The sequence below is a fragment of the Streptomyces sp. WAC 06738 genome (assembly GCF_003945505.1).
Classification (GTDB): Bacteria; Actinomycetota; Actinomycetes; order Streptomycetales; family Streptomycetaceae; genus Streptomyces.
The window spans coordinates 2,629,270-2,655,808 of the sequence record NZ_CP029618.1 but is presented as its reverse complement, the minus strand read 5'-3'; the positions used below and the strand labels follow the sequence as shown (position 1 = coordinate 2,655,808).

Annotated in this window: 19 protein-coding genes; 10 read left to right on the top strand and 9 right to left on the bottom strand. The window is 73.2% G+C overall.

The features are described 5' to 3' along the window. Positions 1-38: 38 nt before the first annotated feature. From DMB38_RS11170 to DMB38_RS11140, 7 genes are all read right to left on the bottom strand, one after another. Positions 39-860 carry a carbohydrate ABC transporter permease gene (locus tag DMB38_RS11170; protein ID WP_125935044.1) on the bottom strand — a complete coding sequence of 274 codons (822 nt, stop codon included), beginning with the start codon at positions 858-860 and terminating at the stop codon, positions 39-41. Continuing rightward, positions 857-1,849: a sugar ABC transporter permease gene (locus tag DMB38_RS11165; protein ID WP_125935043.1), complete on the bottom strand. Its 993-nt coding sequence runs from the start codon at positions 1,847-1,849 to the stop codon at positions 857-859. The genes DMB38_RS11170 and DMB38_RS11165 overlap by 4 nt, the downstream gene beginning before the upstream one ends. Further along, positions 1,846-3,150: an extracellular solute-binding protein gene (locus DMB38_RS11160; RefSeq protein WP_125935042.1), complete on the bottom strand. Its 1,305-nt coding sequence runs from the start codon at positions 3,148-3,150 to the stop codon at positions 1,846-1,848. Before DMB38_RS11160 ends, DMB38_RS11165 begins: the two co-directional genes overlap by 4 nt. A 282-nt stretch (positions 3,151-3,432) precedes the next feature. Further along, on the bottom strand, positions 3,433-4,707 hold the full coding sequence (locus DMB38_RS11155) for a lactonase family protein (RefSeq protein ID WP_240662121.1): 1,275 nt from the start codon (positions 4,705-4,707) through the stop codon (positions 3,433-3,435). A 431-nt stretch (positions 4,708-5,138) separates the two neighbouring features. Beyond that, positions 5,139-6,773 (bottom strand): FAD-binding protein, encoded by a 1,635-nt coding sequence (locus tag DMB38_RS11150; RefSeq protein ID WP_125935041.1) that lies wholly within the window; start codon positions 6,771-6,773, stop codon positions 5,139-5,141. Between the two features lie 281 nt (positions 6,774-7,054). Beyond that, positions 7,055-8,407 carry an MFS transporter gene (locus tag DMB38_RS11145; RefSeq protein ID WP_125935040.1) on the bottom strand — a complete coding sequence of 451 codons (1,353 nt, stop codon included), beginning with the start codon at positions 8,405-8,407 and terminating at the stop codon, positions 7,055-7,057. Between the two features lie 193 nt (positions 8,408-8,600). After that, positions 8,601-9,758, bottom strand: a complete 1,158-nt coding sequence (locus tag DMB38_RS11140) for a transposase (RefSeq protein WP_240662120.1) — start codon at positions 9,756-9,758, stop codon at positions 8,601-8,603. A gap of 157 nt (positions 9,759-9,915) precedes the next feature. Between DMB38_RS11140 and DMB38_RS11135 the strand changes: the two genes are divergently transcribed. Together DMB38_RS11135 and DMB38_RS11130 are read left to right on the top strand one after the other, a co-directional pair. Further along, a complete protein-coding gene (locus tag DMB38_RS11135) occupies positions 9,916-10,884 on the top strand; it encodes a LysR family transcriptional regulator (RefSeq protein WP_125935039.1) in 969 nt (322 codons plus the stop codon). 304 nt (positions 10,885-11,188) lie between these two features. Next, entirely contained in the window at positions 11,189-11,707 is a 519-nt protein-coding gene (locus DMB38_RS11130; RefSeq protein ID WP_125935038.1) for a hypothetical protein, read from the top strand. A 147-nt stretch (positions 11,708-11,854) separates the two neighbouring features. On the opposite strand, the gene DMB38_RS11125 is transcribed toward DMB38_RS11130, so the two are convergent. Both DMB38_RS11125 and DMB38_RS11120 read right to left on the bottom strand, forming a co-directional pair. Then, positions 11,855-12,940, bottom strand: coding sequence for a serine hydrolase domain-containing protein (locus tag DMB38_RS11125; protein ID WP_125935037.1), 1,086 nt, complete (start codon positions 12,938-12,940; stop codon positions 11,855-11,857). After that, positions 12,937-13,254 carry a metalloregulator ArsR/SmtB family transcription factor gene (locus DMB38_RS11120; protein WP_125935036.1) on the bottom strand — a complete coding sequence of 106 codons (318 nt, stop codon included), beginning with the start codon at positions 13,252-13,254 and terminating at the stop codon, positions 12,937-12,939. Before DMB38_RS11120 ends, DMB38_RS11125 begins: the two co-directional genes overlap by 4 nt. A gap of 193 nt (positions 13,255-13,447) precedes the next feature. Here DMB38_RS11120 and DMB38_RS11115 point away from each other — a divergent pair, with 193 nt between their 5' ends. The 8 genes from DMB38_RS11115 to DMB38_RS11080 all read left to right on the top strand — a co-directional run bounded on the left by DMB38_RS11115 (position 13,448) and on the right by DMB38_RS11080 (position 26,303). Next, the gene (locus DMB38_RS11115) at positions 13,448-16,702 is read left to right on the top strand and encodes a GH116 family glycosyl hydrolase (RefSeq protein WP_125935035.1); all 3,255 of its coding nucleotides are present in this window, start codon (positions 13,448-13,450) and stop codon (positions 16,700-16,702) included. After that, a complete protein-coding gene (locus DMB38_RS11110; protein WP_240662119.1) occupies positions 16,699-17,898 on the top strand; it encodes a GTP-binding protein in 1,200 nt (399 codons plus the stop codon). The genes DMB38_RS11115 and DMB38_RS11110 overlap by 4 nt, the downstream gene beginning before the upstream one ends. A gap of 220 nt (positions 17,899-18,118) precedes the next feature. Beyond that, a complete protein-coding gene (locus DMB38_RS11105; protein WP_125935034.1) occupies positions 18,119-19,504 on the top strand; it encodes a nitrate/nitrite transporter in 1,386 nt (461 codons plus the stop codon). A gap of 51 nt (positions 19,505-19,555) precedes the next feature. Beyond that, entirely contained in the window at positions 19,556-20,704 is a 1,149-nt protein-coding gene (locus tag DMB38_RS11100; protein ID WP_125935033.1) for a uroporphyrinogen-III synthase, read from the top strand. A 70-nt stretch (positions 20,705-20,774) separates the two neighbouring features. Beyond that, positions 20,775-21,323, top strand: coding sequence for a sigma-70 family RNA polymerase sigma factor (locus DMB38_RS11095; protein WP_125935032.1), 549 nt, complete (start codon positions 20,775-20,777; stop codon positions 21,321-21,323). Further along, complete coding sequence (locus DMB38_RS37465) at positions 21,320-22,039, top strand: zf-HC2 domain-containing protein (RefSeq protein WP_125935031.1); 720 nt, start codon at positions 21,320-21,322, stop codon at positions 22,037-22,039. Before DMB38_RS11095 ends, DMB38_RS37465 begins: the two co-directional genes overlap by 4 nt. Positions 22,040-22,172: 133 nt before the next feature. Further along, complete coding sequence (locus tag DMB38_RS11085) at positions 22,173-24,470, top strand: UvrD-helicase domain-containing protein (RefSeq protein WP_125935030.1); 2,298 nt, start codon at positions 22,173-22,175, stop codon at positions 24,468-24,470. A gap of 399 nt (positions 24,471-24,869) precedes the next feature. Then, entirely contained in the window at positions 24,870-26,303 is a 1,434-nt protein-coding gene (locus DMB38_RS11080) for an NAD-dependent malic enzyme (protein ID WP_125935029.1), read from the top strand. Positions 26,304-26,539: the final 236 nt, after the last annotated feature.

The window sequence follows — 26,539 nt, the reverse complement described above, 5'->3', positions numbered from 1 at the left end:
GGGGAGTACGTGGTGGGGCACGTCGGGATGTACGGGGGTCACTTCACGGCGCCCACGGCGATGCCGCGGGTCAGGGTCCGCTGGAAGATGAGGAAGAACGCGATCGCCGGCAGCACGCCCAGCAGGGCGGCGGCGTTCGTCATCGTGGCGTCCATGTCCCGCTGCCCCTGGAGCACGCCGAGGGCGACGGACACGGTCTGGTTGTCGTCCGAGACGAGCATGACCAGCGGCAGCAGGAACTCGTTCCACGTCCAGATGAAGAAGAGCACCATCAGCACGCCGATCGTCGGCCGGCTCACGGGCACCACCACCCGCCACAGCACCTGCCACTTGGTCGCCCCGTCGATCCGCGCCGCCTCGATCACCTCGCGCGGGAACCCGCCGAGCACCGAGGCCAGCAGATACGTGCCGAAGGCGGACTGCACGACGGTGAAGACGATCACGACGCTCAGCCGGGTGTCGTAGAGGCCGAACTCCTTCGACAGGTAGTAGAGGGGGTAGACCAGCGCCTCCTGCGGCAGCATGTTCGCCAGCACGAAGAACGCGAGCACGTACGGCCGCCCCCTGATCCGGCCGATGCCGATGGCGTACGCGCTCAGCACCGACAGCACCACGGCGAGCACCGCCACCGAGCCGGAGATCAGCACCGAGTTCCAGAGCTTCTGGCCGAAGTCGACGCGCTCCCAGAAGTCCGCGAGGCCGTCGAGGTACACGCCGTCGGGCATGCTGAGCGGCCCGTCGCTGGAGTACTCCTCCGGCGTCTTGACCGCGTTCATCAGCACGACGAGGAACGGCAGCACCATGAACGCCGCGCCCACCACCAGCGCCACGAGCACGGGATACTTCTTGACCGGGCTCATCTGTTCTCGTCCTCCGCCCGCGTCTGCAGCTTCAGGGCGACGACCGCCAGCACCAGGATGAGCACGGTGAGGACGGTGGAGATCGCGGCGCCGTAGCCGGCCTGGAAGTTCTCGAAGAAGTTCTGGTACGCGAAGTACGACGGGACGTTCGTCGCCCCGCCCGGGCCGCCGCCGGTGAGGACGTACACCATGCCGAAGACCTTCAGCGCCGCGATCGTGCACCACAGGAGCACCACCGCGATCTCCGGCCGCAGTTGCGGCAGCGTCACGTGCCAGAACCGCCGCCACCAGCCCGCGCCGTCCAGCTCCGCCGCCTCGTGCAGCGCCGGGTCGACGCGCTGGAGCCCGGACATGAAGATCACCAGCGGGAAGCCGATCTGCACCCACACCATCACGGCCATCACGCTGTACAGCGCCCAGTCCGGGTCGCCGAGCCAGTCCTGCTGGAGCGCGTCGAGCCCGACGGCGCCCAGGAGTTCGTTCAGCGAACCGCTCTCCGGCGCCAGGACCCAGCTCCACACGATGCCGGCGACCGCGATCGGCAGCACCTGCGGCAGATAGAAGCAGGCGCGCAGCACGGCCACCCAGCGGCTGCCGGCGTGCCGGCCGACGAAGTCGAAGAGCGCCGAGGCGAGCACCAGCCCGAGCGCGGTCGGGATCAGCGCCATCGCCGCGACCATGGCCAGGCTGTGCCGGAACGACTCCCAGAAGTCGTCGTCGCCGAGGAGCCGGTCGTAGTTCTCCAGACCGGTGAACTCCGGCGTGCCGACGCCGCTCCAGTCGGTGAAGCTGATCCCGGTGTTCATCGCGAACGGCACGACGATGACGACGAGGAACGCCAGCGCGCCGGGGAGCAGGAAGAGCGCGTACGAGCCCTCGGTGGACGGCCGGCGCGAACGGCCGCCGCGGCTGGTGGGCCACCGCCGGCGGGAGGGGGTTCCGCTCCCGCCGGCGGGGCGAGCCGCGTCCTTGGAGACGACGGCCGTCATTCCTGGAGCACGTTCTCGTCGTACTCGGCCTGGAGCGACTCCAGCACGTCGCCCGGCTCCGCGCTGCCGGTGAGGAGCTTCTGCGTCTCGGAGGTCATCGAGTCGTAGAAGCCGTTGGCCGGCCAGTCGGGGTAGTAGGCGAGGCCGTCGTTCCCGGCGAGGGTCGTGTAGTCCTCGATGAGGGCCTTCGACTGCGGGTCCTTGATCGCGGCCGCGTCGGCCGCGACGGGGACGCCGCCGTTGTCGCCCAGGACGTTCTGGATGCCCTTCTTCATCGTGATGTCGATGAAGTCGTACGCCAGCTCCTTGTTCTCGGCGCCCTCCGGCACCACCCACAGGTTGCCGCCGGAGCCGAGGGTCAGGTCGCTGCCGGGCCACAGGAAGGTGTCCCAGTCGAACTTCTGGATCTCCGCCTGGAAGCGGCCGAACCACCAGCTTCCGGAGAAGAGCATCGGGTGCTTGCCCTGGATGAACGAGACGCCGGCGTCCTCGGCCTTGGTGCCGGAGGAGTTCTCGGCGATGTAGCCCTTGTCGACCCAGTCGGCGAAGGTCTCGGCGGCGTACGTCCAGGCCGCGTCGGAGAAGTCGGTCTCGCCCTCCATCTGGAAGGAGTCGACCCACGCCTTGTCGGCCCGGCTGAGGGCGAGCTGGTAGAGGTACTGCTGCGCCATGTACTCGGCGCCGGCGTTGGCGAAGGGGGTGATGCCGGCGTCCTTGAACGTCGCGAGCGCGTCCTCCAGCTCCGCGAACGTCGTCGGGACCTCGACGCCGTGCTCCGCGAAGAGGTCCTTGTTGAAGTAGACCATCGTGAACTCGGCGTAGTTGGGGATGCCGTACCAGGCGCCGGAGCCCATGACGCCGCTCTCGTCGTACCGGCTGGTCGTCGCCACGGTCGGCGGCACGGCGTCGGCCCAGCCGCGCTTCTCCGCCTCGTCGGTGAGGTCGGTGAGCAGGCCCTGGCGGGAGAGCTGGCCGGTGGTGGCGTTGCCCTTGTTGTACTCCATGAGGTCGGGCGCCTGGTCGGAGTTGAGGACCTGCGGGGCGGTCTTCTGGATCTGCTCGAAGCCCTTCTCCTCGAACTCGACCTTCACCCCCGGGTGGCTCTCCTCGAACTCCGCGATCGCCTCGGCCCACGCCTTGCCCATGGCGCTGTCGGGACCCTCGTAATGCCAGAGCCGGAGGGTCTTGCCGTCGCCGGAACCGCCGTCGTCGGAGCCGCCGCACGCGGCGAGCGTGCTCAGCGACAGGGCTCCCGCCAGGGCGGCAGCCAGCAGGCGCGCCCTTCTCCGTGCCTTCAACATCCACTGCCTCCGGGAGAGTCGTTCTCGTCGAATCGGTTCGATGAGAGGTGTCGAAGCGCTTCGACGGAGGAACGTAGGGAGGACCCGGCAGTATGTCAATGGCGTTGACAAATTGTTTCGGCGAACGGCATCGGCGAACGGCATCGGTGAACGGTGGTGGCGGGAGGTGCCGGTGAACGGCGCCGGCGAAGTGAGCGGCGAGGGGGCGGGTGCCCGCCGGCACCCGCCCCTTCCGTCGCCGCGTCGATGCGCCGTGCGTCACTCCGGCCCGTACGCCGGCCGTCACTTCGGCAGGACGCCCCCGAAGGCCACGCATGCCGGGCTCGGGGCGGCTGCGGTGGCGCCGGTGCGCCGCAGGGCGCCGGAGCGGGTGACGCGGAACGACACCACGTCGTCGCTGTTCTGGTTCGCCACCAGCAGCACGTCGCCGGCCGGGGCCAGGGCGAAGTGCCGCGGCCAGGCGCCGCCGGTCGAGGTGGTCTCGCGCAGGTCGAGCCGCCCGTCGGCGCCGACCGCGAACCGGGCGATGCTGTCGTGCCCGCGGTTGGACACGTAGACCGTCCTGCCGTCCGGGTGCACGGCGACCTCCGCGCAGTAGCTCTCGCCGGTGAAGCCGCGCGGCAGCGTGCCGAGGGTCTGCAGCCAGCGGAACGTGCCGCGGGCCGCGTCGTACGTGAAGGCCGTGACCGACGACGTCAACTCGCCCGCGACGTAGACGAACCGCCCGCCGGGGTGGAACGCCAGGTGCCGCGTGCCCGACCCGGAGGCGACCTGCATGAACGGCAGGGGGTTCGGCGTCAGCTTCCCCGCCTCGGCATCCAGCCGCCAGGCCCAGACGCGGTCGGTGCCCAGGTCGGCGCCGAAGACGTACCCGTACGCCGGGTCGAAGGCGACCTGGTGCGGGTGCGGGCCGGTCTGGCGCTCCGGGTCGGGGCCCGTACCGGTGACGGTGACGGTGTCCGAGACCGGCTGGGGCGTGCCGTCCGCGCCGAGCGGGACGACGGCGAAGGTGGCGCCGCCGTAGTTGGCGACGATCAGGTGGTCACCGCGCTCGTCGAGCGCGCCGTGCGCGGGGACGCCGGGCACGGGCTGGTCGCCGGTGCGGGTCAGTTCGCCGGTGGCGGTGTCGATGGCGTACGAGACGACCCCGCCGCCCTTCTGCCCGTTCCAGGTGCTCACCTCGCAGACGGCGTAGAGCACCGGCAGCCGCGGATGCACCGCCAGCCACGAGGGGTTGGGGACGCCGGGCACCTCCTGGACCGGGGTGAGGCGGCCGTCGCCCGCCATGCGGAACGCGGCGAGCCCGGCGGGGGCGCCGGGGCCGCCGGCGTAGCCGCCGACGTAGACGGCGCGGGGGCCGCGGGCCGCCGCCGCGGCGGCGGCGGGCGCCGCGGCCGCGGGTGCGGCCGACGCGGGCGAGGCGGAGCCCAGCGCGGGAACGACGCCCGCCAGCGCCGCGGCGCCGAAGACCGGCAGCATCTGGCGCCGGCTCGGTCCTGTGGGGCTTGCGGCGGCGGGTCCTGAATCGGGTTCGGGGGGCGGGGCGGAGGCGTGCAAGGCGGTGCTCCTCTCGTGGCGGGGACGGTCACCGGTGGAGCGGGCGGGGACGGGGATCGGTGGGCGGTGCCGGGGTGGCGCGGGACGGGAAGCGATTCGATACGGGGCTGCTCGCAGTATGCGGCCCGGTCGCGGCGAGCGGACCGGGCGGGGCACGTGAACCGGCCGGGGCTGGCGAACCGGCCGTGCCGCGCGAGCCCTTCGCGGTACGCGAACCGATTCGACCCGGCACCGATCGCAGGGTCCGGGCCGAGCCGGTCCGTGCACTCCTCGCCGGTCCCGCCCCTTCGCCGTACGCCACCGGCCGGCGCACCCCGGCCCGTCGAACCCGCCGCCCCGTCGAACCCGGCCCCGGCGCACGTCGAACGGCGCGCGCGTCGCCCGGCCCGGGGTCCCCTGCGCCCCGGGCCGGGCGCCGTCGCCGCGGCCGCCTACTCGGGCAGCCGGACGGACTGGGCGTGGCGGAACACGTTCCCCGGGTCGTACGCGGCCTTGACCCGCTGCAGCCGCACGTACGCCTGCTTGTAGTACAGGTCGTGCCAGGGGGTGTCCGAGGTGTTCCACTGCGGGTCACCGAGGTCGATGTCCGGGTAGTTGATGTAGCACCCGTCGTTCACCTCGTTGGGGACGGGGACGCCGCCGGTGTCCGCGTACACGTCGCGGTACATGTTCCGGATCCAGCCGAGCTTCGCCGCCTCCTCGGACTGCTCGCTCCAGTACGCCTGGTACTGGAGCTTGATGATCGAGTCCCGCTGCGGCGCCGCGGTCGCGTCCGTACCGACCGCGTTGACCTGCGCACCGTACGAGTCGATCGACACGAGCGCGCTGCGCTGGTCGGTCTCGGTGAGGTTCTTGTACATCGCGGATATCTGCTCGTCCGGGAACGCCCGCCGCAGGTACGCCGACTTGTAGTCGCCCCGCCCGCCCCAGCCGGAGCCGCCGAGCTGGCGGGTGGCGACCAGCCACGGCCGCGCCTGCGGCGCGAAGAGGTCGGGCATCGCCCGCATCTCGTTCGTGGAGAGCGTCGTCGGCTGGGCGTCGCCCATGTGCCCGCCGATCTCGGCGAGGAAGTCGTCCAGCTTGCGCGCCGCGTCCGGCTGGGTGGCGTCGATCTGGGTGGTCATCGAGATCGAGCCGCTGGCCTTCGTGCTGCACACGAGCATGCTGAACATGCCGGCGTACGGATTGCCGGGGGCGCTGTACTCCTCGTAGAAGCCGCTGTAGTTGCGCAGCAGCGTGCGGAAGCGGTCCTCGTCGATGTTGCTCCAGGGCCACGACTGCTGGTGCACGTACACCTCGCCGGGCGGCTGCGGCAACTGCTTCTCCGGCGCCAGCCGCTCGGTGCCGGGGGCGCGCAGGAAGTAGCGGGTGACGATGCCGAAGTTGCCGCCGCCCCCGCCGGTGTGCGCCCACCACAGGTCGTGGTGCGGGTCGTTCTCGTCGCTGCTGGCCACGATCGCGCGGGCCTTGCCGGAGGCGTCCACCACGACGACCTCGACCGCGTGGATGTAGTCGACCGTCAGCCCGAACGCCCGGGACAGCAGCCCGAAGCCGCCGCCCTGGATATGGCCGCCGGCGCCGACGGAGGAGCAGGAACCACCCGGAATCGTCACCCCCCAGACGCGATAGAGCTCCATATAGACCTCCATCAGCGTGCAGCCGGGCTCGATGACGAAGGCGCGTCTCTTCTGGTCGTACGAGATGTCATTCATCGCCGACAGATCGATGACGACCTGGGCGTCGGAGTGGTAGACGAATGCCTCGTAGCAGTGCCCGCCGCTGCGTACGGAGACGCGCTTTCCGGCCCGTACGGCCTCCTCCACCGCGGCCACCACCTGCTCGGTGGCCGTGGCCACCCGGATCGCCTCGGGGTCGGCGCGCCAGCGGCCGTTGCTGCCGGAGACGAAGTCGGGATAGCGCGCGTCGGCGGGGGTGATGGTCGAGGCGGGCACGCCGGCGGCGGCTCCTGCCGAGGTCGCGGCGGCGAGCTGGCCGGCGCCGAGGGCGGCGGCACCGCCCACGGCCGCGCTCGAAAGAAGCACTTTCCGGCGTGAGACGTTGTCCATGAGAAAACTCCCGTCGGCGCAGAGGGAAATGGGCAGCGCAAAGTCAGGCGGCACGCATGTGCGGAGGCAGAAGAATTTCGTCGGGGCGGCGCTCGATGCGGGAAGATGTTAATCCGGGGCGGCCGGGACGTAAATCCCGGTTTGGGAATGCCCGTATTCAATTCCCTGATATTCGGCGGGAGTCGATCCACCGGGAAGGTGCTGCGGTGGGGCGTTGCGCGGAGCGCAGCCAACGGAATGTAACAGACCGCCCGGGAAATCGCCTTGGCCGGGGATCTGCTTCAGGCCGCGGGGCGGCGCGCCGCCTTGAGCCCGGCGGGGGCGAGCGCGGTGGCGGCGAGTGCGGCGGCAGTGGCGGCGGCGAGGGGGACGGCGTACGCGGCGGCGGGCGCACCGGCGGCCGGGCCGCCCGCGGCCCAGCCGCCGGTGGCGGACCCGGCGGCGATGCCGGCGAGGAGGGCGGTGACGGCGAGGGTCATGCCCTCGTTGAGGCGGCCGGCGGGGGTGCGGGCCTGGACGAGGGACATGCCGGTGATCATCGTCGGGGCGGTGGCCATGCCCGCGAGGAGGAGGGCGGGGGCGAGGAGGGCGAGGCGGCCGGTGGCGGCGGCGAGGAGGGGGAGGAGCATGAGGGCGGCCATGGCGAGGACGCAGCGGAGGAAGAGGGATTCGGGGGCGGACGTGTCCGCGGCCTCCGACGTCTCCGTGACAGGCGTCTCGGCGACGGACACCTCCGTGACGTCCGAACCCCCCGGGCCCGCGGGGGAATCCGCGTGGGCCGGGCGCCGCGCCCCGTAGACGAGGCCCGCCAGGCAGGAGCCCGCGGCCAGCAGCGCGAGGATGCCGCCCGCCGCGGCCGGCCTGCCGAGGCGGTCCGCGTACGCGATCGTGACGACCTCCATCGACCCGAACACCGCTCCCGCGCAGCAGAACACCGCCAGCAGCGGCGGAAACCCGGGCCGCCGCAGCGGCGAACGCGACCGCTCGCCCGGCGCGCGCGGCCGGGGCGGGGGCTCGGTGGCGCGCTGGGAGGCGAAGAGGAGGATGCCGCCCATCAGCAGGACGGCGCCGGTGACCGTGCCCGCCTCGGGGAAGGCGGTGGTGCACAGGAGGGCGGCGAGGACGGGTCCTGTCATGAAGCAGAGTTCGTCGGCGGCCTGTTCGAAGGAGTTGGCGGTGTGCAGGGCGGCGGCGTTGCCGGGCCCGGGGCCGCGGAAGGCGTGGGCCCAGCGGGCGCGGGACATGCCGCCGGTGTTGGGGGTGGTGGCGGTGAGGACGTAGGCGGCGAAGAGCGTCCACGCCGGGGCGCGGAGGTGGACGCAGAGCGCGAGCACCAGCGAGCCGAGCGCGGCGATCGCCGCCGCGGGCACGGCGATACGGGCCTGGCCGCGCCGGTCGACGAGCCGCGCGGTGAGCGGCCCGACGACGGCGGTGGCGGCGAGCCCGGCGGCGGGGACGGCGCCGGCGAGGGCGTACGAGCCGTAGCGCTCGGCGATCATGATGACGGCGCTGACGGAGAACATGCCCATGGGCAGCCGGGCGACGAGGTTGCCCGCGGTGAAGGCGCGGGCGCCGGGGACGGCGAAGAGCCGGCGGTAGGGGGCGAGGAGGTGCCGCGGGGAGCGTAGGGGCATGCGGGAAAGGCTGGCCGCGGGCGGCTGCGGGGGTCCAACACCTGATCGCTGGCCATTCACGCGCGTACGTTGTCAACCACCCGGCCCTGAGGGACCCCGCTAGTAAGCCGGGTCCTTCACACCGGGTTCGCGCTCCCGACTGCCCTCTACGACAGGACGGTCACGGGTCGCATCTACCACTGGACAGGAGGTGCTAGTTCCGTTGTGGTACGGGCGTATTGACGAAAGCCCACGCCGAGCGTGCACGGTCGCGCACGTTGACCCCGGCGACGTGGTCGGCCGGGCCAGCGAGCCCGCACCGACGACACCGGAAGTGATCCCGCGAAGGACGGTTGTTCCTCGCGGTGTGCCCGCAGCGCGGGCAGTGCTGGGATGTGTACCTGGCATCCACTTCCAGGTACGGCACCCCGGCCCGGCGGCACTTGTACGCCACAAACGCGCCGAGCTGGGCGAAGGGCCAGGAAGAAAGCCGTGCCCGCTGGTCGCGAGAGGCCGTTCCCCGCTCACGGATGCCGTCGAGCTGTTCGAGGGCGATACCGCGCCGGGTGCGTTGTGCGACGGCAACGACTTCCTTGCTGATCCGGTGGTTGATGTGGGAGGCGTGCCGCGACTCGCGCCGTGCCCGTCGCCGGGCGCGGCGCTTGGCGCTGCGGGTCTTCTTCACCTGCAGTTCGCCCCGCTTCTTCGTGTGCCAGCGCCGGTACCGGGTCAGACGGCGGCCCTGATAGTTGGCGCCGTCACTCGTGGTGGCCAGGTTCGTCGTCCCCCTGTCCACGCCGATCCAGTCGACCGGCTGGTACACCTGCGGCTCGGGGATCTCGCACACCGCAAGGAGGAACCACTTCCCGCCCCGGTACATCAGGTCGGTCTCGCCCCGCCGATACTCGCGCAGGGTCTTGAGATGGTCGGGTTGCCCCGTGTACCGCACACCCTTCAATCGCCCTGCAGTCGTCCAGATGGACACAGTTCGTGCGTCGTACTGCCAGGACAAGATCCGGTCGTCGTACGGCTGGGCCGCATCCGCACGGAAGACGATCGGCTTGGATTCCGCCTTGCGGTGCCGCTTCGATCCCTCTGGTCCGAGGTTCCCGGCCCGCATGTTCGCCCTGAGCGTCGCGTAGGCGTCCACGACCTTCTTCACCGTCCGCACCGCCGCCTGCGCCGAGAGCCCGAAGTCCGCCTTCAGGCCCGCATAAACCTCCTTCTGGAGGTCGTTGCGGGAGGTCTTGCCGGTATGGAACGCCACTGCCGCGGCGTGGCTGGCGGCCCGGTTGACCATGCGCAGGGTCGCCTCAAGTGCCGGCGCCTGCACGGCATCCGGCAGCAGCTTCACCTGCACCACAACCTTCACCCCTTCACCGTAACCAGAGACACTGACAATGCCTGATGACCAGCCATACCGGCTCCACCGGCACGTTGCTGCGGCGCTCCGCACCGCTCAGCCAACGACTCTTTCTCCCGACCCTGAAGGACCAGGCTGCCAGCGGGAAGTCTGGTGAAATGGCCGGATGCCGACCGCACCCCGGGACGTCGAACCGCGGCTGCTGCGCGCTTTCGCGGCGGTGGCGGACGAACTGCACTTCACCCGCGCGGCAGGACGCCTGTACGTGGCGCAGCAGGCGCTGAGCCGCGACATCCGCAGGCTCGAACGCGAGCTGGGCGCGGAGCTGTTCGCCCGTACCACCCGCCAGGTGCGGCTGACCGCGGAGGGCGAGCGGCTGCTGCCGTACGCCCGCAGGGTGCTCGCCGCGTACGAGGACCTGGCGGCAGCGGCGGACCCCAGGACCCGCCCGCTCCTCGTCGACGTGGGCGCGCGCTACAGCACGGGCCAGCGGGTCCTGGACGCGGCGCGCGCGGCGGCGCCGGAACTGGAGCTGGTCGCGCGTTTCCACAGCGGTCTGACGGGCGCGGCGGCGGAGATCGCGGCGGGGCGGCTGGACGTGTCGTTCGGCCGGGTGGCGGGGCTGGCCGCGGAAACGCGGGTGGGCCTGCGGCACGAGCTGGTGCGGCTGGAGCCGATGGCGGTGCTGCTGCCGTCGGCCCACCCGCTGGCGGCCGGGCCCGAGGTGCCGCTGTCGGCGCTGGCGGGCGAGACCCTGTACGCGGCCGACGGCAACGCGGCGACGGCGGAGTGGACGGACCTGGCCCGCGAACTCTTCGCCGCCCACGACATCCGCCTGGCGGCGCCGTTCCCGGAGATCGACGGCGAGGCGGAGTTCGTGCGGCTCGTGCACAAACACGGCTGGTCGGTCCTGGCCACCACGGAATTCGCCCCGATCCCCGCGATGACCCTCCGCCCCCTCACGACCCCGGTCCCGCTGTCCCCGGTCTCCCTGACCTGGCGCAACGGTCTGACCCACCCGGGCCTGACGGCGCTGCGCACGGCAGCGAGAACCCTGGCCCGGGAGCACGACTGGCTCCACCACCCACCGGACGCCTGGCTGGCCACCGCAGACCAGGCCCTGCACGCCCCCTGAGCGATCAGGCGCCCTCGGGCCTCTGTGTCCGTGGTCAAGGGAAACGGGGCTGCGTTCCACCAGGGTGCCGGGCACCACGGGGGGTGGCCGGCCTGCCGTGGGATGAGGTGAGGTGTTTCTTCGACCCCGAATTGATGGGGTCGTTGACCGCTTGCCCTCTCGCGTGTGCCGCTGCCAGTACCCCGCGTATGGCTCGATGCTCCTGAGCCTGCGGTACGCGGGTCAAGCGATCACGGTTGACGGAACGGGAAACCGCGTAACCGGCCCCCCCCGCGCCCCCAGGCGGAGCCGGTACGGTGCGGGCGTGGGGGAATTTGCGGAGCAGTTGCCTGCCCTGGTCGGGGTGGTGGTCGGGGCTCTTGGGTCGTATGTCGCCGTCATGCACGGCGAGCGGGTGCGGTTCCGGCGGGAGCGCGTCGTCCGGTGGGAGGAGCGGCGTCTCGCCGCGTACCAGGGCTATGCCCTCGCCGTGAAGTCCGCCGTCAGCCTCCTGTTCCGCGTCGGTGCCCACCTCGGCAACGACGGCAACCCCCATCCCCTGCCGCCGCAGGAAGCCGCGCCCCGGCTGGGCGATGCCTCCCAGGCCCGCGATCTCGCCTGGGAGGAGATGCTGTTGCTCGGCTCGCCCGAGGTGGTGGAGGCGGGCCGGGAATGGGCCGGGGCGGTCGCGGCGATGGAGCGGTTCGTACGGGACGGGACCCGCGATCCGGATGCGTGGTCGGCCCTGGTAGGGGAGCAGCGGGTGGCGCGCGAGGCGTACTACGCGGCGGCACGGCGGGACATGGCCCTCGGGCCCGGGCACTCGGGCCGGTGGCAGCCGTGAGCCGGCGCCCGGGGCGGAGCGGGGTCGCGGGCGGGCGGTTCGTGCGGGAGGGGACTCGCGATCCGGGTGCGTGGCCGGCCGGTGCGGAGCCCTTCTCAAGGCTGCGCCTCGGTCCGGCCTGGCGCACCGGCGATCACGGCGACGGCTTCAGGTGAGCGGGCCGAGCTCGGCGGTCACAAGGTCCGAGAGGCGTTGCGCGGTGGCGAAGCCGGGGGTGAGGCGGTTCTTGGTGACCGCGAACGACGTCTCCGTGGCGGGGTCGGCGTAGGCGTAGCTGCCCCCGCCACCGGGCCAGCCGAACGCGGTCGGTGCCTCGTCCGCCGGGGCGCCGAGGCGACCGAGCGGGTAGCCCAGGGCCAGCCGCGCGGGGTTGCCGAAAACCTGGTCGGTGCCCTCGAAGGCGACCGCCGACAGCTCCTCCAGTTGCTCCGCGGCGATCAGCCGGCCGTCCAGGACCGCCGCGTAGACGGTCGCGATCCCCCGTGCGGTGAAAGTGCCCACGGACGGGACGTCGGCCTGGAGGAAGCCGGGGTCGTTGCCCATCGACGCCCGGGGTTGCCGTTCCCACGGCGCGAGGATGCCGTCGTGCGCCCCCGGGCCCGCGAGCCGGGGCTCGGCGTCCTCCAGCCGGGCGAGACGGGGGAACGCGGCCGGGGGCACGCCGAAGTACAGCTCACCGGTGATTCCCAGGGGTGCCGCGATCCAGTCGTGCAAGAGCCGCCGCACCGGCTGCCCGGTGGCGCGGCGCGCGATCTCACCGACCAGAAAGCCGAAGGTGAAGGAGTGATAGCCGGTCCGGGAGCCGGGGGGCCACCGCGGTTCCGCGCCGGCGAGGGCCGCGCAGACCCGTGGCCAGTCGGCGAGGTCGGCGGGACCGATTTCGCCGGGCATCGCCGCCACACCCACCGTGTGCGTCAGCACCTGCCGCAAGGTTGCGGTCTCCTTGCCGTGTACGCCGAACTCCGGCCACACCTCCGCCACCGGGGTGTCGTAGCCGATCAGGCCGTCCCTGACCAGCAGGTGGGCGAGCAACGCGGTCACGCCCTTGGCGGTGGAGAAGCCGAAGAACAAGGTCTCCGGGGTCACCGGCCGCCCGGTCGTGCCGTCGGCGAGGCCGGCGACGGCGTCGACGACCCGACGGCCCCGATGGTGGACGGCGACCTGCACGCCGGTCTCGGCCCCGTCGGCGACCAGTTCGTCCAGGACGTCCTGGACCCGTTGCCGGAGGGTCATCGGACCGCGCCGAGGCGGTCCAGGCGGTGCTCCCACGCCGTGCGCCGGCGCTGCAGCCACGCCTCGGCGCTCCGGAGGCCGGCCGGGTCGAGGTGGCAGGTACGGACCCGCCCGGTCTTCTCCGACCGCACCAGCTCGCTGTCCTGCAGCACCCGCAGGTGCTGGACGGTCGCGGCGACGGTCACCCCGAGGTGGGCCGCCAGCTCGCTCACGGTGGACGGGCCGTGGGTCAGGCGCTCTACCACCGCCCGCCGGTTCCCGTCCGCGAGCGCGTGGAACACCCGGTCCGCCGCCTCCGGCCCATACTTAAGCATGTACTTAACTATATCCGTTCGAGCCGCGAAGCCGAGGAGGACGCGAGCCGGCCCCGGCGGCACCGCACCGGCCGCGCTGGACCGGGGAGGAGCGCACCGCCTTTCGTGCGCGGGGGGTTGACGGTCCCCGTGGGCGTCTCTAGCTTCCGAAATCGATTTCAGATCGTGGAGTCGAGGGATGCGGAGGGCCGTCATGACCGTCGACCACGCCGGACGAGCCGGTGAGCACGACTGCCGCCCCGGCACCGGCTGTTGTCCGCCGCGCGGCTCCGCGGTGCCGGACGGGCTCAACCGGCGCGGGTTCGTCGCGCTCGGCGCCGCCGCCGCCGTGGCGCTGGGGCTGCCGCCGCGCAGTGCCGTCGCGGTGCCCGCGGACAAGGGGCTGGACGACGGGTGGTTCAAGGAGCTGCGGCGGCGGGGGGAGGCCACCGCGTACCGGGGGGAGGCGCTGGAGAACGTCGGCATGCCCGTCGGCGGGATCGCCGCCGGGCAGGTGTACCTCGCCGGGGACGGGCGGTTGTGGCTGTGGGAGGTGGACAACCCCGACAGCTTCCCGTACGGCGGCGCCGACTGGCAGGGGATCCACTACGCGGAACCGCTGCCGGTGACCGCGCCGTTCGCCACCGGGTTCGCCCTGCGGTGGGCGTCGGCCGCGGGCGGCGGGACCGCGTCCCTCGACGGCGACGGCTTCGCCGACGTCGTCTTCCGCGGGCGCTACCCCCTCGGCACCGTCACCTACGCCGACCCCGGCGTTCCGCTCGCCGTCACCCTCGACGCGTACTCCCCCTTCGTCCCCACCGCCGTCGAGGACTCCTCGCTCCCCGTCACCGTCCTCGACTACACCCTCCGCAACACCGCGAACCGCCCGCTCACGGCCGAACTCCTCGGCTTCGCCGAGAACCCCGTGTGCCTGCGCAGCCGCACCGCCCAGCCGGTCACCCTCACCGCCGCCCCCTTCGAAGGCGCCGCCACCGGCGTGCAGTTCGGCGCCCGTGCGGGCACGAGTCCCGAACCGCCGCGCGAGGAAATCGTTTTCGAGGACTGGGAGCGTACGGACTACTCCCGCTGGACCGCCACCGGCACCGCCTTCGGGCCCGGTCCCGTCACCGAGGCCGAGTGTCCCGACTACTTCAAGCGCTTCGGCGATCTCGGCGTCTCCGGCACCCGCTTCGTCACCTCCCACCACTTCCGCGCCGGCGGCGACGCCGCCGCGGCCGACGGGCACACGGGCAAGCTCGTGAGCGAGCCGTTCACCATCGAGCGCCGCTACGTCGCCGTCGCCGTCGGCGGCGGCAGCCAGGCCGGCACGGCGTGCGTCAACGTCGTCGTCGACGGCGAGACCGTCGCCTCCTTCACCGGCCGCAACGCCGAGCCGATGACCCCGCGCGCGTACGACGTCAGCGCCCACGAGGGCAAGCGGGCGACCATCGAGATCGTGGACGAGTCGACCGGCGGCTGGGGCCACGTCAACGTCGACCGGATCCGCTTCACCGACACCCCCGTCGCCGAACAGCCCCTCGACGAGCTGACCGACCACGGCACCTTCGCGCTCGCCGCCGCCCACCCCGCTGCCCGCGTCCGGCCCTCCGTCGCCGACTGGTCCACCCCCGACGCGCTCTTCGACTCCGCCGACGCCCCCGCCGAGACGGACGGCGGCCGGGCCCGCTCCACCGGGGGCCAGGCCGGGACCGTCACCGTCCCCGTACGCCTCGCGCCCGGCGAGACCGCGCGCGTCCGCTTCACCCTCGCCTGGCACTTCGACCGCGTCGACCGGCAGCTCTTCGGCTACCTCACCGGCGCCGGCTCGCTGCGCCGCCACTACGGCACCCGCTTCGCCGACGCCCGGGCCGCCGCCGCCCACACCGCGGCCCGCGGCGACGAACTCGCCGCGGCGACCCGGGAGTTCGTCCGCACCTGGTACGAGGACGCCACCCTCCCGCACTGGTTCCTCGAACGGACCCTGGCCCCCGCCTCCACCCTCGCCACCTCCACCGTCCACCGCTTCCAGGACGGCCGCTTCTACGCCTGGGAGGGCCTGTACTGCTGCGACGGCACCTGCACCCACGTGTGGAACTACGCCCAGTCCGCCGCCCGGCTCTTCCCCGCCCTGGAGCGCGACACCCGCGAGCGCGTCGACCTCGGGCTCGCCTTCCACGAGGACACCGGCGCCGTCGACTACCGCGGCGAGGCCGCCCGGCACGTCGCCCACGACGGCCAGTGCGGCAACGTGCTGCGCACGTACCGCGAACATCTCATGGCCCCCGACAGCGCCTTCCTCACCCGCGTCTGGCCGCGCGTGAAGAAGGCCACCGCGTACCTGATACGCGCCGACGCGCTCGACGGCCGGGAAGCGGACGGCGTCCTCGAAGGCGAGCAGTACAACACCCTCGACGCCTCCTGGTACGGCGAGATCCCCTGGATCTCCGGCCTCTACGTCGCCGCCCTCCACGCCGCCGCGGCCATGGCCGACGAGATGGCCGACGCCGCCTTCGCCGCCGAGTGCCGCGAGCTGGCCGCGCGCGGCACGAAGGAGCTGGAGGCGCGGATGTGGAACGAGCGCTACGGCTACTTCGAGCACCTCGTCGACCCCGCCCACGCCGATGCCATCAACTCCAATCGCGGCTGCCACATCGACCAGATGTACGGCGAGACGTACGCCTTCCAGCTCGGCCTGCCGCGCGTCTTCCCCGGGGACAAGGCGCGCACCGCGCTCGCGAACCTCTACCGGCACAACTTCCTGCCCGACGCGCAGTCCTACAAGGACGTCTCCGGCATCCCCGGCGGCCGGATCTACTCCACCGAGGGCGAGGCGGGCACCGTCATGTGCACCTGGCCGTTCGGCGGCAGCGACACCGCGCCCGGCAGCGGCGAGCCGTTCGCGATCGGGTACTTCAACGAGGTGTGGACCGGGCAGGAGTACCAGTTCGCCGCCCACCTCATGCACGAGGGCATGACCGACGAGGCCCTGGCCGTCACCCGCGCCGTGCACGACCGGCACAGCGCGGAGAAGCGGAACCCGTACAACGAGATCGAGTGCTCCGACCACTACGCGCGCGCCATGATGAGCCACGCCGTCTACCTCGCCGCGACCGGCTTCGACTACCACGGGCCGCTCGGTCGGCTCGGCTTCGCGCCACGGCTCGAAGAGGGCGGGGACTTCGCCGCGGCGTTCGTCACCGCGGAGGGCTGGGGGCTGTACCGCCAGCGGCGCCGGGGCAGCACGCTGACCGCGCGCGCGGAGCTGCGCTACGGGACGCTGCGGCTCACCTCGCTTGCCGCGCCCGCCCGCGCCGGGGCGCGGGCGACGGCGGAGGCGATCGGGCGGGACGGGCGTCGGCGGCGGGTCGCGGTGCGGGGGACGTCGGCCGGGAAGGGGCGGGTGGCGGCGGAGTTCGCCGAGGCGGTCACGCTACGGGCGGGGGAGACGCTGGAGGTGACGTACCGATGAGCGGTCCGCGTACGCCGGACGCCCCGGGTGCCTCCGCCGTTCCCGGCGCCGCTCCGGGCGGACCGGTGCCCGCCTCCGTGACCTTCGCCGTCGTCGGCGGGTTCCTCGGCGCCGGCAAGACCACCACCCTCGCCGCCCTCACCCGCGAACTGCGCGCCCGCGGGCGGCGGGTGGCGCTGATCGCCAACGACCAGGGCGACGACCTCGTCGACACCCGCCTCGCCGAGGCCGCCGCCGGCTGGGCGGGGGAGGTCACCGGCGGCTGCTTCTGCTGCCGCTTCGAGGACCTGCTGGACGTCGTCACGCGGGCCGTCGAGGAGTACGGCGCGGACACGGTCCTCGCCGAGGCGGTCGGCAGTTGCACGGACCTCCAGGCCACGGTCGTACGGCCGTTGCGCCGGCGGTACGGGGCGCGGTTCCGCGTCGCGCCGCTGCTGACGGTGGTGGATCCGGCCCGGTTCGCGGCCCTCGGCCGGGCCGGGGAGGCGGACCTCGCGTACCTCTTCGACCGGCAGCTCGCCGACGCCGACGTGATCGCGCTCAACAAGGCGGATGCCGTGGACCCGGCGCTGTCGGCCGCGGTACGGACCGCGCTGGCGTCCCTGCACCCGGGCACACCGCTGCTGACGTACTCGGCCCGTACCGGCACGGGCCTGCCGGCCCTCGCCGAGACCCTGGCGGGGCCCGCGGACGCCGCCCGCCACCCCGCTCCCGCGGACCGCGACCTCGTCATCGACTACGACCGCTATGCCGCCGCCGAGGCCCGCCTCGCCTGGCTCAACCACACCGCCGAGGTCCGCGCCCCGCACTCCGCCGCCGGCTTCCCCTCCGCCCGCTGGGCCGCGACCCTGCTCGCCGAACTGACCGCCGGTGCCGCCCTCGTCGGTCACGCCAAGGTCCACCTCACCGCGGACGACGGCCGGACGACGAAGGCGTCCGCGGTCGGCGACGGCCGGGCGCCGGCGGTGGACGCCGACGGCGGCGCGATGCGGTCGGCGCGGGCGCTGGTCAACGCGCGCCTCGCCTGCCCCGCGGCCGAGCTGGACGCCGCCCTGGCCGCCGCGGTGCGCGCCGCGGACGCCGCGGCGGGCGCGGCGACGTCGGCGACGGCGCCCCCCGCCGCGTTCCACCCCGCCTACCCCCGCCCCGTCCATCGCCTTCCGGCCACCGCCCCGCCCCCTGTTACATCCAGGTGAATCCCGGTAAACACCCTGGTCCAGCCCCCGAAACAGGCTCGTCCACCCGCCGTGAGCACCGTTTCCTCACCTGTCAAGTCCCCCTTGAGTGAGGGCAAGGTTGCGCGTGCGTCACTTGTCAACACAGGGTGGAAACCCACCGTCCCTACGGTCACCCTGAACCAGATCCGCCGCCCCTTCCGCGGGTGCGGCACGCCGACGAAGGGCAGGGACGGCTGCGATGACCGGCTCCGGGCAGACCGCGCGCAAGGGGAAGCGCTGGATCGAGGAGTGGGATCCCGAGGACGAGGCGTTCTGGGCGGAGAAAGGCGAGAAGATCGCCAACCGCAACCTCCTCTACTCCGTCTTCTCCGAGCACATCGGCTTCTCCATCTGGACTCTCTTCTCCGTCCTGGTCCTCTTCATGGGCGACGAGTACGGCATCGACGCGGCCGGGAAGTTCTTCCTCGTCTCCGTCGCCACCCTGGTCGGCGCCTGCGTGCGGGTGCCGTACACCTTCGCCGTCGCGCGCTTCGGCGGCCGTAACTGGACGGTGTTCAGCGCGCTGATGCTGCTGCTGCCGACCGCCGCCGCGTTCGCCGTGATGGAGCCCGGGACGTCGTATGGCACTTTCTTGCTGGTCGCCGCGCTCGCCGGAGTCGGCGGGGGCAACTTCGCCTCCTCGATGACGAACATCAACGCCTTCTTCCCGCTGCACCGCAAGGGCTGGGCCCTCGGGCTCAACGCCGGCGGCGGCAACATCGGGGTGCCCGTCATCCAGCTCGCCGCGCTGCTCGTCATCGCCGTCGCGGGCGACGGGCGGCCGCGGGTGCTGCTGGGGATCTACATGCCGCTGATCGTGGTCGCCGCGGCGCTCGCGTGGTGGCGGATGGACAATCTGGCGCCGGTGCGGAACGACACCGGGGCGGCGAAGGAGTCGGTCAGGGACGCGCACACGTGGATCATGTCGTTCCTCTACGTGGGCACTTTCGGCTCGTTCATCGGCTACAGCTTCGCCTTCGGTCTCGTGCTGCAGACCCAGTTCGACCGCACCCCGCTCCAGGCCGCGGCCGTGACGTTCATCGGGCCGCTCCTCGGGTCGGTGATCCGGCCGGTCGGCGGCTGGCTGGCGGACCGGTACGGCGGGGCGCGGATCACGCTGTGGAACTTCGCGGCCATGGCCGCCGCGACGGCCGTCGTCGTCTTCGCGTCCGTACGGGAGTCGCTGCCCGTGTACCTCGTGGGCTTCGTCGGGCTCTTCCTCTTCTCCGGGCTCGGCAACGGCTCCACGTACAAGATGATCCCCGGCATCTACCAGGCCAAGGCGATCGCCCTCGGGCTCCGCGGCGAGCAGGCCAACGCGTACGCGCGGCGGCTCTCCGGCGCCGCGATCGGGCTCATCGGCGCGGTCGGGGCGCTCGGCGGCCTCGGCATCAACCTCGCCTTCCGGCAGTCGTTCCTCTCCAACGGCAACGGCACGGCCGCCTGTGTGGCGTTCCTCGTCTTCTACGCTGTGTGCTTCGTGGTGACCTGGGTCGTGTACCTGCGCGGGCCGCGCAGGCCCGCGGCGCGCGCCGACGGCGCGGACGGCCCGGATTCGCGGCAGCCCGCCTACGCGGGGGTCTGAGCGGAGCACCATGGCACGGCACGAACGGCACCGACCGGGGAGCAGCGAACCATGACCGTACCCGCCGAGGTCAAACCCCTGGAGGGCTTCTCCGTCGGAGTCACGGCCGCCCGCCGCGCGGACGAGCTGAGCACGCTGCTGGCCCGCCGCGGCGCGGTCGTGCACCGCGCGCCCGCGCTGCGGATCGTGCCCCTGCACGACGACGACGAACTGCTCCACACCACCCAGGCGCTCATCAGCGACCCTCCCGACGTCGTCCTCGCCACCACCGCCATCGGCTTCCGCGGCTGGGTCGAGGCCGCCGGCGGCTGGGGCCTCGGCGAGGCGCTGCTCGACAAGCTCGCGGGCGTCGAACTGCTGGCGCGCGGGCCGAAGGTGCGCGGCGCGATCCGGGCGGCGGGGCTCACCGAGTCGTGGTCGCCCGCGTCGGAGTCGATGGCGGAGGTGCTGGAGCGGCTGCTCGCCGAGGGCGCCGAGGGCCGGCGGGTGGCGCTCCAGCAACACGGCGAGCCGCTGCCGGGCTTCGTCGAGTCGCTACGGGCCGCGGGGGCGGAGGTCATCGTCGTACCGGTCTACCGCTGGATGCCGCCGGAGGACCCCGCGCCGCTGGACCGGCTGCTGGAGGCGGTCGCCGCCCGCGGCGTGGACGCCGTGACGTTCACCAGCGCCCCGGCCGCCGCGAGCTTCCTGGACCGGGCGGCCGCCCGGCACTGCCGCGACGAGGTCCTCGACGCCCTGCGCCACGACGTGCTGCCCGCCTGCGTCGGGCCGCTCACGGCGCTGCCGCTGGAGCGGCACGACGTGCCGACCGCCCAGCCCGAGCGCTACCGCCTCGGGCCGCTCGTCCAGCTCGTCGCCCTCGAACTCCCAGGCCGCGTACGGACGCTGCCGGTGGCCGGCCACCGCATGGAGATCCGCGGCCACGCCGTGATCATCGACGGCGCGCTGCGCCCCGTGGCGCCGGCCGGGATGTCGCTGCTGCGCGCCCTGGCGCACCGGCCGGGGTGGGTCGTCTCCCGCGCGGAGCTGCTGCGCGCGCTGCCGGGCGCGGGCAGCGACGAGCACGCGGTGGAGACGGCGATGACCCGGCTGCGTACGGCGCTGGGGGTGCCGAAGCTCATCCAGACCGTCGTCAAGCGCGGCTACCGGCTCTCCCTCGACCCGCACGCGGACACCAAATACGCCGAGATCCGGGCATAACGCATCCGCGCGGGCGGACCGTTGAACGCCCCGGCGGCGATCCCCGTACTCCTCGACCCGGAGGTGAGGGATGCGGGACGATGCCGTGGTGGCAGCGCAGCGCTCGAAGCCGACTCCCGACGAGGAGTTGATGCGGGTCCTCTACCGCGAGCACGCGGGCCCGCTCTTCGGCTTCGTGCTGCGCCTGGTCGCCGGGGACCGGCACCGGGCGGAGGACGTCGTCCAGGAGACGCTGCTGCGCGCCTGGCGGCACGCCGACGAACTGGCGGCCGCGGACGGCTCCGTGCGGCCCTGGCTCGTCACCGTGGCCCGCCGGATAGTGATCGACGGGCACCGCAGCCGGCAGGCGCGCCCGCGCGAGACGGACTCCGCGCCGCTGGAGAGCGTCCCGGCCGCCGACGACACCGACCGGGTGCTGCGGCTGATGACGATCTCCGAAGCGCTCGACGACCTGACGCCCGCCCACCGCGCCGCGCTGGTGGAGACATACTTCAAGGGCCGGACGGCGAACGAGGCGGCCGAGGTGCTGGGCGTACCGGCGGGGACGGTGCGCTCACGGGTGTTCTACGCGCTGCGCTCGCTGCGGTTGTCGCTGGAGGAACGGGGAGTGGTGCCGTGACCGGCAAACGGCATCCGGACGTCGGGGCGTACGCGATCGGCGCGCTGGAGCACGACGAGGCGGAGCGGTTCGAGGAGCATCTGGCCGGCTGCGAGCGGTGCGCCGCGGCGCTGGCGGAACTGGTGCCGGTCGCCGACATGCTGGCGGACGTACCGCCGCCGCAGGATCCGCCGCCGGGCGCGCTCGACCGGCTGCTGGCGGAGCTGACGGTGGTACGGGCCCGGCAGCGCCGGGTGCGCAGGCGGCTGGTCGTCGCGGTGACGGCGGCGGCGGTGGTGGCGGTCGCGGCGCCGGTGGTGACGGCGGTGGTGCTCACCGGCGACGACCCGGCGCCGGAGCAGCGGCGCACGGACGTCGCGGGGCAGGAGGTGAGGGCCGTGGACCCGGAGACGGGTGTGGAGGCCCGGATCAGCATGCGCCCGGTGACCTGGGGCACGAGCGTGGACCTGGACCTGCGCGGGGTGAGCGGCCCGCGCCGCTGCGACCTCCAGGCGGTGGGCAAGGACGGCTCGCACGAGACGGTCACGAGCTGGGGCGTCCCGGCGGACGGCTACGGCGCCGGAGACGGCAGGAACGCGGGCGCGAGCGGCCAGGGCGGCGGCAACAGCCTGCGGACCTCGGGCGGCACGAGCATGTCGCCGGACGACATCGACCACTTCGAGGTGGTCACGTCGGAGGGCGACAGACTGGTGATCGTCCCGGCAGAAGCGGGCTGACCCCCCGCCGACCTGGTCTGACCTCCGGTCACCCCGTCCGCTCCACACCCCCGCCGACCTGGGCTGACCTCCGGTCACCTCCGCGCGAGAGGTAAGATGAACGGCTGCCTTTTCCGCACGAAGGGGGCCGCGGGTGACCGCGCACATCACCGCCCCGGACTCCGTCCGGGATCGCGAGATCCAGGCTGAGCAGGAACATCTGGACCGCGTGTACGACCGCCTCGAGGAGAAGATCCACGAGGCGGAGTTCCTCATGAGCGACGCCGCCAAGCGCGGCCAGGTCGGCACCCCCGGCGCGCTCGCCGAGCGCGACGCCCAGGTCTTCCGCGCCGGCGTCCATCTCAACCGCCTGAACAGCGAGTTCGAGGACTTCCTCTTCGGCCGCATCGACCTCCTGCCCGGCAAGGACGGCGTCCGCGGCCCCGACGGCGCGTACACCTCCGTCGAGCCCGCGGACGACGCCGTATCGGCCGCCGGCGAAGGCGGCGAGCAGCGCGCCCGTATCGCGGAGACCCTGCACATCGGCCGCCTCGGCGTCCTCGACGCCGACTACGCTCCGCTGGTCATCGACTGGCGCGCCCCCGCCGCCGCGCCCTTCTACCGCGCCACCCCCGTCGCCCCCGGCCGGGTCGTGCGCCGCCGCGTGATCCGCTCCAAGGGGCGCCGGGTGCTCGGCGTCGAGGACGACCTGCTGCGGCCCGAGCTGTCGGTGACGCTCGAAGGCGCCGCGCTGCCCGTCGTCGGCGACGGCGCGCTGATGGCGGCCCTGGGCCGGGCCCGTACGCACGCGATGCGCGACATCGTCTCCTCCATCCAGGCCGAGCAGGACACCGTCATCCGCGCCCCCGCCGCGTCCGTCACGGAGGTCGAGGGCGGCCCCGGCACCGGCAAGACGGCGGTGGCGCTGCACCGCGCCGCGTACCTGCTGTACCAGGACCGGCGGCGGTACGCGGGCGGGATCCTCGTCGTCAGCCCGACGCCGCTGCTCGTGGCGTACACCGAGGGCGTGCTGCCGTCGCTGGGCGAGGAGGGGCAGGTGGCGATCCGGGCGGTGGGCTCGCTCGTCGAGGGTATCGACGACGGGGCGGTGACGCTGTACGACGAGCCGCGGGTGGCCCGGGTCAAGGGCTCGGCGCGGATGGTGCGCGTGCTGCGCCGCGCCGCGCGCGGGGCGCTGACGGCGGGCGAGGTGCCGCAGCGGCTGCGGGTGGTCGCGTTCGGCGCCCGGGTGGAGCTGGACGCGCGGGACCTGCGGCGCGTACGCCAGGCGGTGCTCGGCGGCACGGCGCCGGTGAACCTGCTGCGGGCCAGGGCCCGCCGCTTCCTGCTGGACGCGCTCTGGCAGAAGTCCGGCGCCCGGCCGCGCTACGACGACCCGGAGCTGGCGGCGGAGGCGCGGGCGGGATTCGACGAGGACATCTCCACCGAGGACGGCTTCCTCGCCTTCCTCGACGCCTGGTGGCCGGAGTTGACGCCGCGCGCGGTGCTCGCCGCGCTCGCCGACGAGCGGCGGCTCGCGGGCTTCGCGCGGCGCGTGCTGAACCCGGGCGAGGTCCGCGGCCTCGCCCGCTCGCTGGCCCGCGACGGGCTCACCGTGCACGACGTGGCGCTGCTGGACGAGTTGCGGGTGCTGCTCGGCGCGCCCGCGAAGCCGGCCAGACCGCGGGAGCTGGACCCGCTGGACCAGTTGACGGGCCTGGAGGAGCTGACGACGTACGGGGAGCGCACCGCGCCCGCCGTGCGCCGCCGGGACGAGGAGCGGCAGGAGTACGCGCACGTCATCGTCGACGAGGCGCAGGACCTGACGCCGATGCAGTGGCGGATGGTGGGCCGCCGCGGGCGGCACGCGACGTGGACGGTCGTCGGCGACCCGGCGCAGAGCTCGTGGCCGGACCCGGAGGAGGCGGCCGCGGCCCGTACGGAGGCGCTGGGCAGCCGCCCGCGGCGCCGCTTCACGCTGACCGTCAACTACCGCAACCCGGCGGAGATCGCCGAGGTCGCCTCCCGGGTCCTGGCGCTGGCCATGCCCGGCACCGAGCCGCCGGAGGCGGTGCGGTCGACCGGGGTGGTGCCGGCGTTCGCGGCGGCGGGGGCGGATCCGTACGACACGGTGCGCGCGGAGGTCGGGCGGCTGCTGGCGGACGTGGACGGCACGGTGGGCGTCGTGGTGCCCATGGGCCGCCGCGACGAGGCCCGCACCCGGCTCGCAGGGCTGGGGGAGCGGGTGGTGGTGCTGGGCAGCCTGGAGGCCAAGGGGCTGGAGTACGACGCGACGGTGGTGCTCTCGCCCGCGGAGATGGCCGACGAGTCGCCCGCGGGCCTGCGGGTGCTGTACGTGGCCCTCACCCGGGCGACGCAGCGGCTGACGGTCGTCGCCACGGCCCCCGATCTCCCGGACGCCGACGGCGTCCCCGACCTGCTGCGTCCGTGAGAAGGCGGCACAGGGGCCGCCGGGACGGGAATGGCCTTACGGGGAGGGTTTGTTAGCCTGAGTGTGGCACCGGCCCGATCCATGCCCCCGGGCCCAACCATCGGCGCTTCGAGCGCCCACTTGCCGCGAGGCGAGCTGGCGGGTCGGTGCCACCAGGCTTGTACGGGCCGGGTGCGCGGCAGCAGCCGCGCACCCGGCCCGCGGCCTTTCCGTAGCACGCCCGGACCCGCCACCCGGCCCGACCCCCGGGCCCGTACTCCGCGATACCGTTTCGCGGAAAAATGATTCCGCCTTCCGGAGGGTTTCCGGATACCACCCAGTAGGTGCGACCATCGATCCGATCCGCAGCGGGGCGTGTCGCGCCCCGTGGCTTCACCACACAAGAGGGAACACACGGCCATGGCAACGGCGCCAAGCGTCTCCTACTCGAACACGGTCCGGCTGGAGGTCCCGGCGGGGGGCAACGCCGTCAGCCAGCTCACCTCCGCCGTCGAGTCCTCCGGCGGCAGCGTCACCGGCCTCGACGTCACCGCCTCGGGACACGAGCGGCTGCGCATCGACGTCACCATCGCCGCGGCCTCGACCGACCACGCGCGCTCCATCGTCGAGAAGCTCCGCGGCATCGAGGGCGTCGTCGTCGGCAAGGTCTCCGACCGTACGTTCCTCATGCACCTCGGCGGCAAGATCGAGATGCAGTCCAAGCACCCGATCCGCAACCGCGACGACCTGTCGATGATCTACACCCCCGGGGTCGCCCGCGTCTGCATGCAGATCGCCGAGAACCCCGAGGACGCCCGCCGGCTCACCATCAAGCGCAACAGCGTCGCCGTCGTCACCGACGGCTCCGCCGTCCTGGGCCTGGGCAACATCGGCCCCAAGGCCGCGCTGCCGGTGATGGAGGGCAAGGCGGCGCTCTTCAAGCGGTTCGCGAGCATCGACGCCTGGCCGCTCTGCCTGGACACCCAGGACACCGACGCCATCGTGGAGATCGTCAAGGCCATCGCCCCCGGCTTCGCCGGCATCAACCTGGAGGACATCTCCGCGCCCCGCTGCTTCGAGATCGAGGCGCGGCTGCGCGAGGCGCTGGACATCCCCGTCTTCCACGACGACCAGCACGGCACCGCCATCGTCGTGCTCGCCGCGCTCACCAACGCGCTGCGCGTGGTCGGCAAGGAGCTGGCCGACGTGCGCGTGGTGATGTCCGGGGCCGGCGCCGCCGGCACGGCGATCCTCAAGCTGCTGATCGACGCCGGCGCCAAGCACGCCGTCGTCGCCGACATCAACGGCGTCGTCCACTCGGGCCGTGCCGACCTGGTGGACGCCCCGCCCGGCAGCGCGCTGCGCTGGATCGCGGAGAACACCAACCGCGACGGCCTCACCGGCACCCTCAAGGACGCCGTGCGCGGCGCGGACGTCTTCATCGGCGTCTCCGCCCCCGACGTCATCGACGGCGGCGACGTGGCCGCCATGGCGTCCGACGCGATCGTCTTCGCGCTGGCCAACCCCGACCCCGAGGTCGACCCGGCCGCCGCCCGCGAGCACGCCGCCGTCGTCGCCACAGGACGCAGCGACTTCCCGAACCAGATCAACAACGTGCTCGTCTTCCCCGGCGTCTTCCGCGGCCTGCTCGACGCGCACTCGCGGACCGTCAACTCCGAGATGATGATCGCCGCGGCCCGCGCCATCGCCGACGTCGTCCAGGGCGACGAGCTGAACCCGAACTACATCATTCCGAGCGTCTTCAACGACCGGGTCGCCCCCACGGTCGCCGACGCCGTCCGCGACGCCGCCCAGGCGGCGGGCGTGACGGCGCCGCCCACCACCGGGCCGTAACCGCCCCTGTACCCCGCGTGGGAACGGGCCGGGCCCCGGCGCGTCGGCTGGCTTTCGGGCCGCGCGTACGTCATAAGTGTGCGGATGGACGGGCTGCGGTGCACGACGCGCCAGGGCGCCGGATTGGCGTTTCCGCCGCAGGTGAGGGCAGGATGCGTAGTCGGGCGCGAGGCGCTGTCACGGGACCCGGTTACGGGGACTGTCAGCGGGTCCTGGCAGCATCGGCTTTGATCTCA

Coding starts and splice junctions, on each gene's coding strand:
- DMB38_RS11165 (WP_125935043.1), bottom strand. CDS start 1,849: ATGACGGCCGTCGTCTCCAAGGACGCGGCTCGCCCCGCCGGCGGGAGC.
- DMB38_RS11145 (WP_125935040.1), bottom strand. CDS start 8,407: ATGCCCCTACGCTCCCCGCGGCACCTCCTCGCCCCCTACCGCCGGCTC.
- DMB38_RS11160 (WP_125935042.1), bottom strand. CDS start 3,150: ATGTTGAAGGCACGGAGAAGGGCGCGCCTGCTGGCTGCCGCCCTGGCG.
- DMB38_RS11115 (WP_125935035.1), top strand. CDS start 13,448: ATGACCGTCGACCACGCCGGACGAGCCGGTGAGCACGACTGCCGCCCC.
- DMB38_RS11120 (WP_125935036.1), bottom strand. CDS start 13,254: ATGCTTAAGTATGGGCCGGAGGCGGCGGACCGGGTGTTCCACGCGCTC.
- DMB38_RS11135 (WP_125935039.1), top strand. CDS start 9,916: ATGCCGACCGCACCCCGGGACGTCGAACCGCGGCTGCTGCGCGCTTTC.
- DMB38_RS11105 (WP_125935034.1), top strand. CDS start 18,119: ATGACCGGCTCCGGGCAGACCGCGCGCAAGGGGAAGCGCTGGATCGAG.
- DMB38_RS11125 (WP_125935037.1), bottom strand. CDS start 12,940: ATGACCCTCCGGCAACGGGTCCAGGACGTCCTGGACGAACTGGTCGCC.
- DMB38_RS11080 (WP_125935029.1), top strand. CDS start 24,870: ATGGCAACGGCGCCAAGCGTCTCCTACTCGAACACGGTCCGGCTGGAG.
- DMB38_RS11150 (WP_125935041.1), bottom strand. CDS start 6,773: ATGGACAACGTCTCACGCCGGAAAGTGCTTCTTTCGAGCGCGGCCGTG.
- DMB38_RS11100 (WP_125935033.1), top strand. CDS start 19,556: ATGACCGTACCCGCCGAGGTCAAACCCCTGGAGGGCTTCTCCGTCGGA.
- DMB38_RS11095 (WP_125935032.1), top strand. CDS start 20,775: ATGCGGGACGATGCCGTGGTGGCAGCGCAGCGCTCGAAGCCGACTCCC.
- DMB38_RS11110 (WP_240662119.1), top strand. CDS start 16,699: ATGAGCGGTCCGCGTACGCCGGACGCCCCGGGTGCCTCCGCCGTTCCC.
- DMB38_RS11170 (WP_125935044.1), bottom strand. CDS start 860: ATGAGCCCGGTCAAGAAGTATCCCGTGCTCGTGGCGCTGGTGGTGGGC.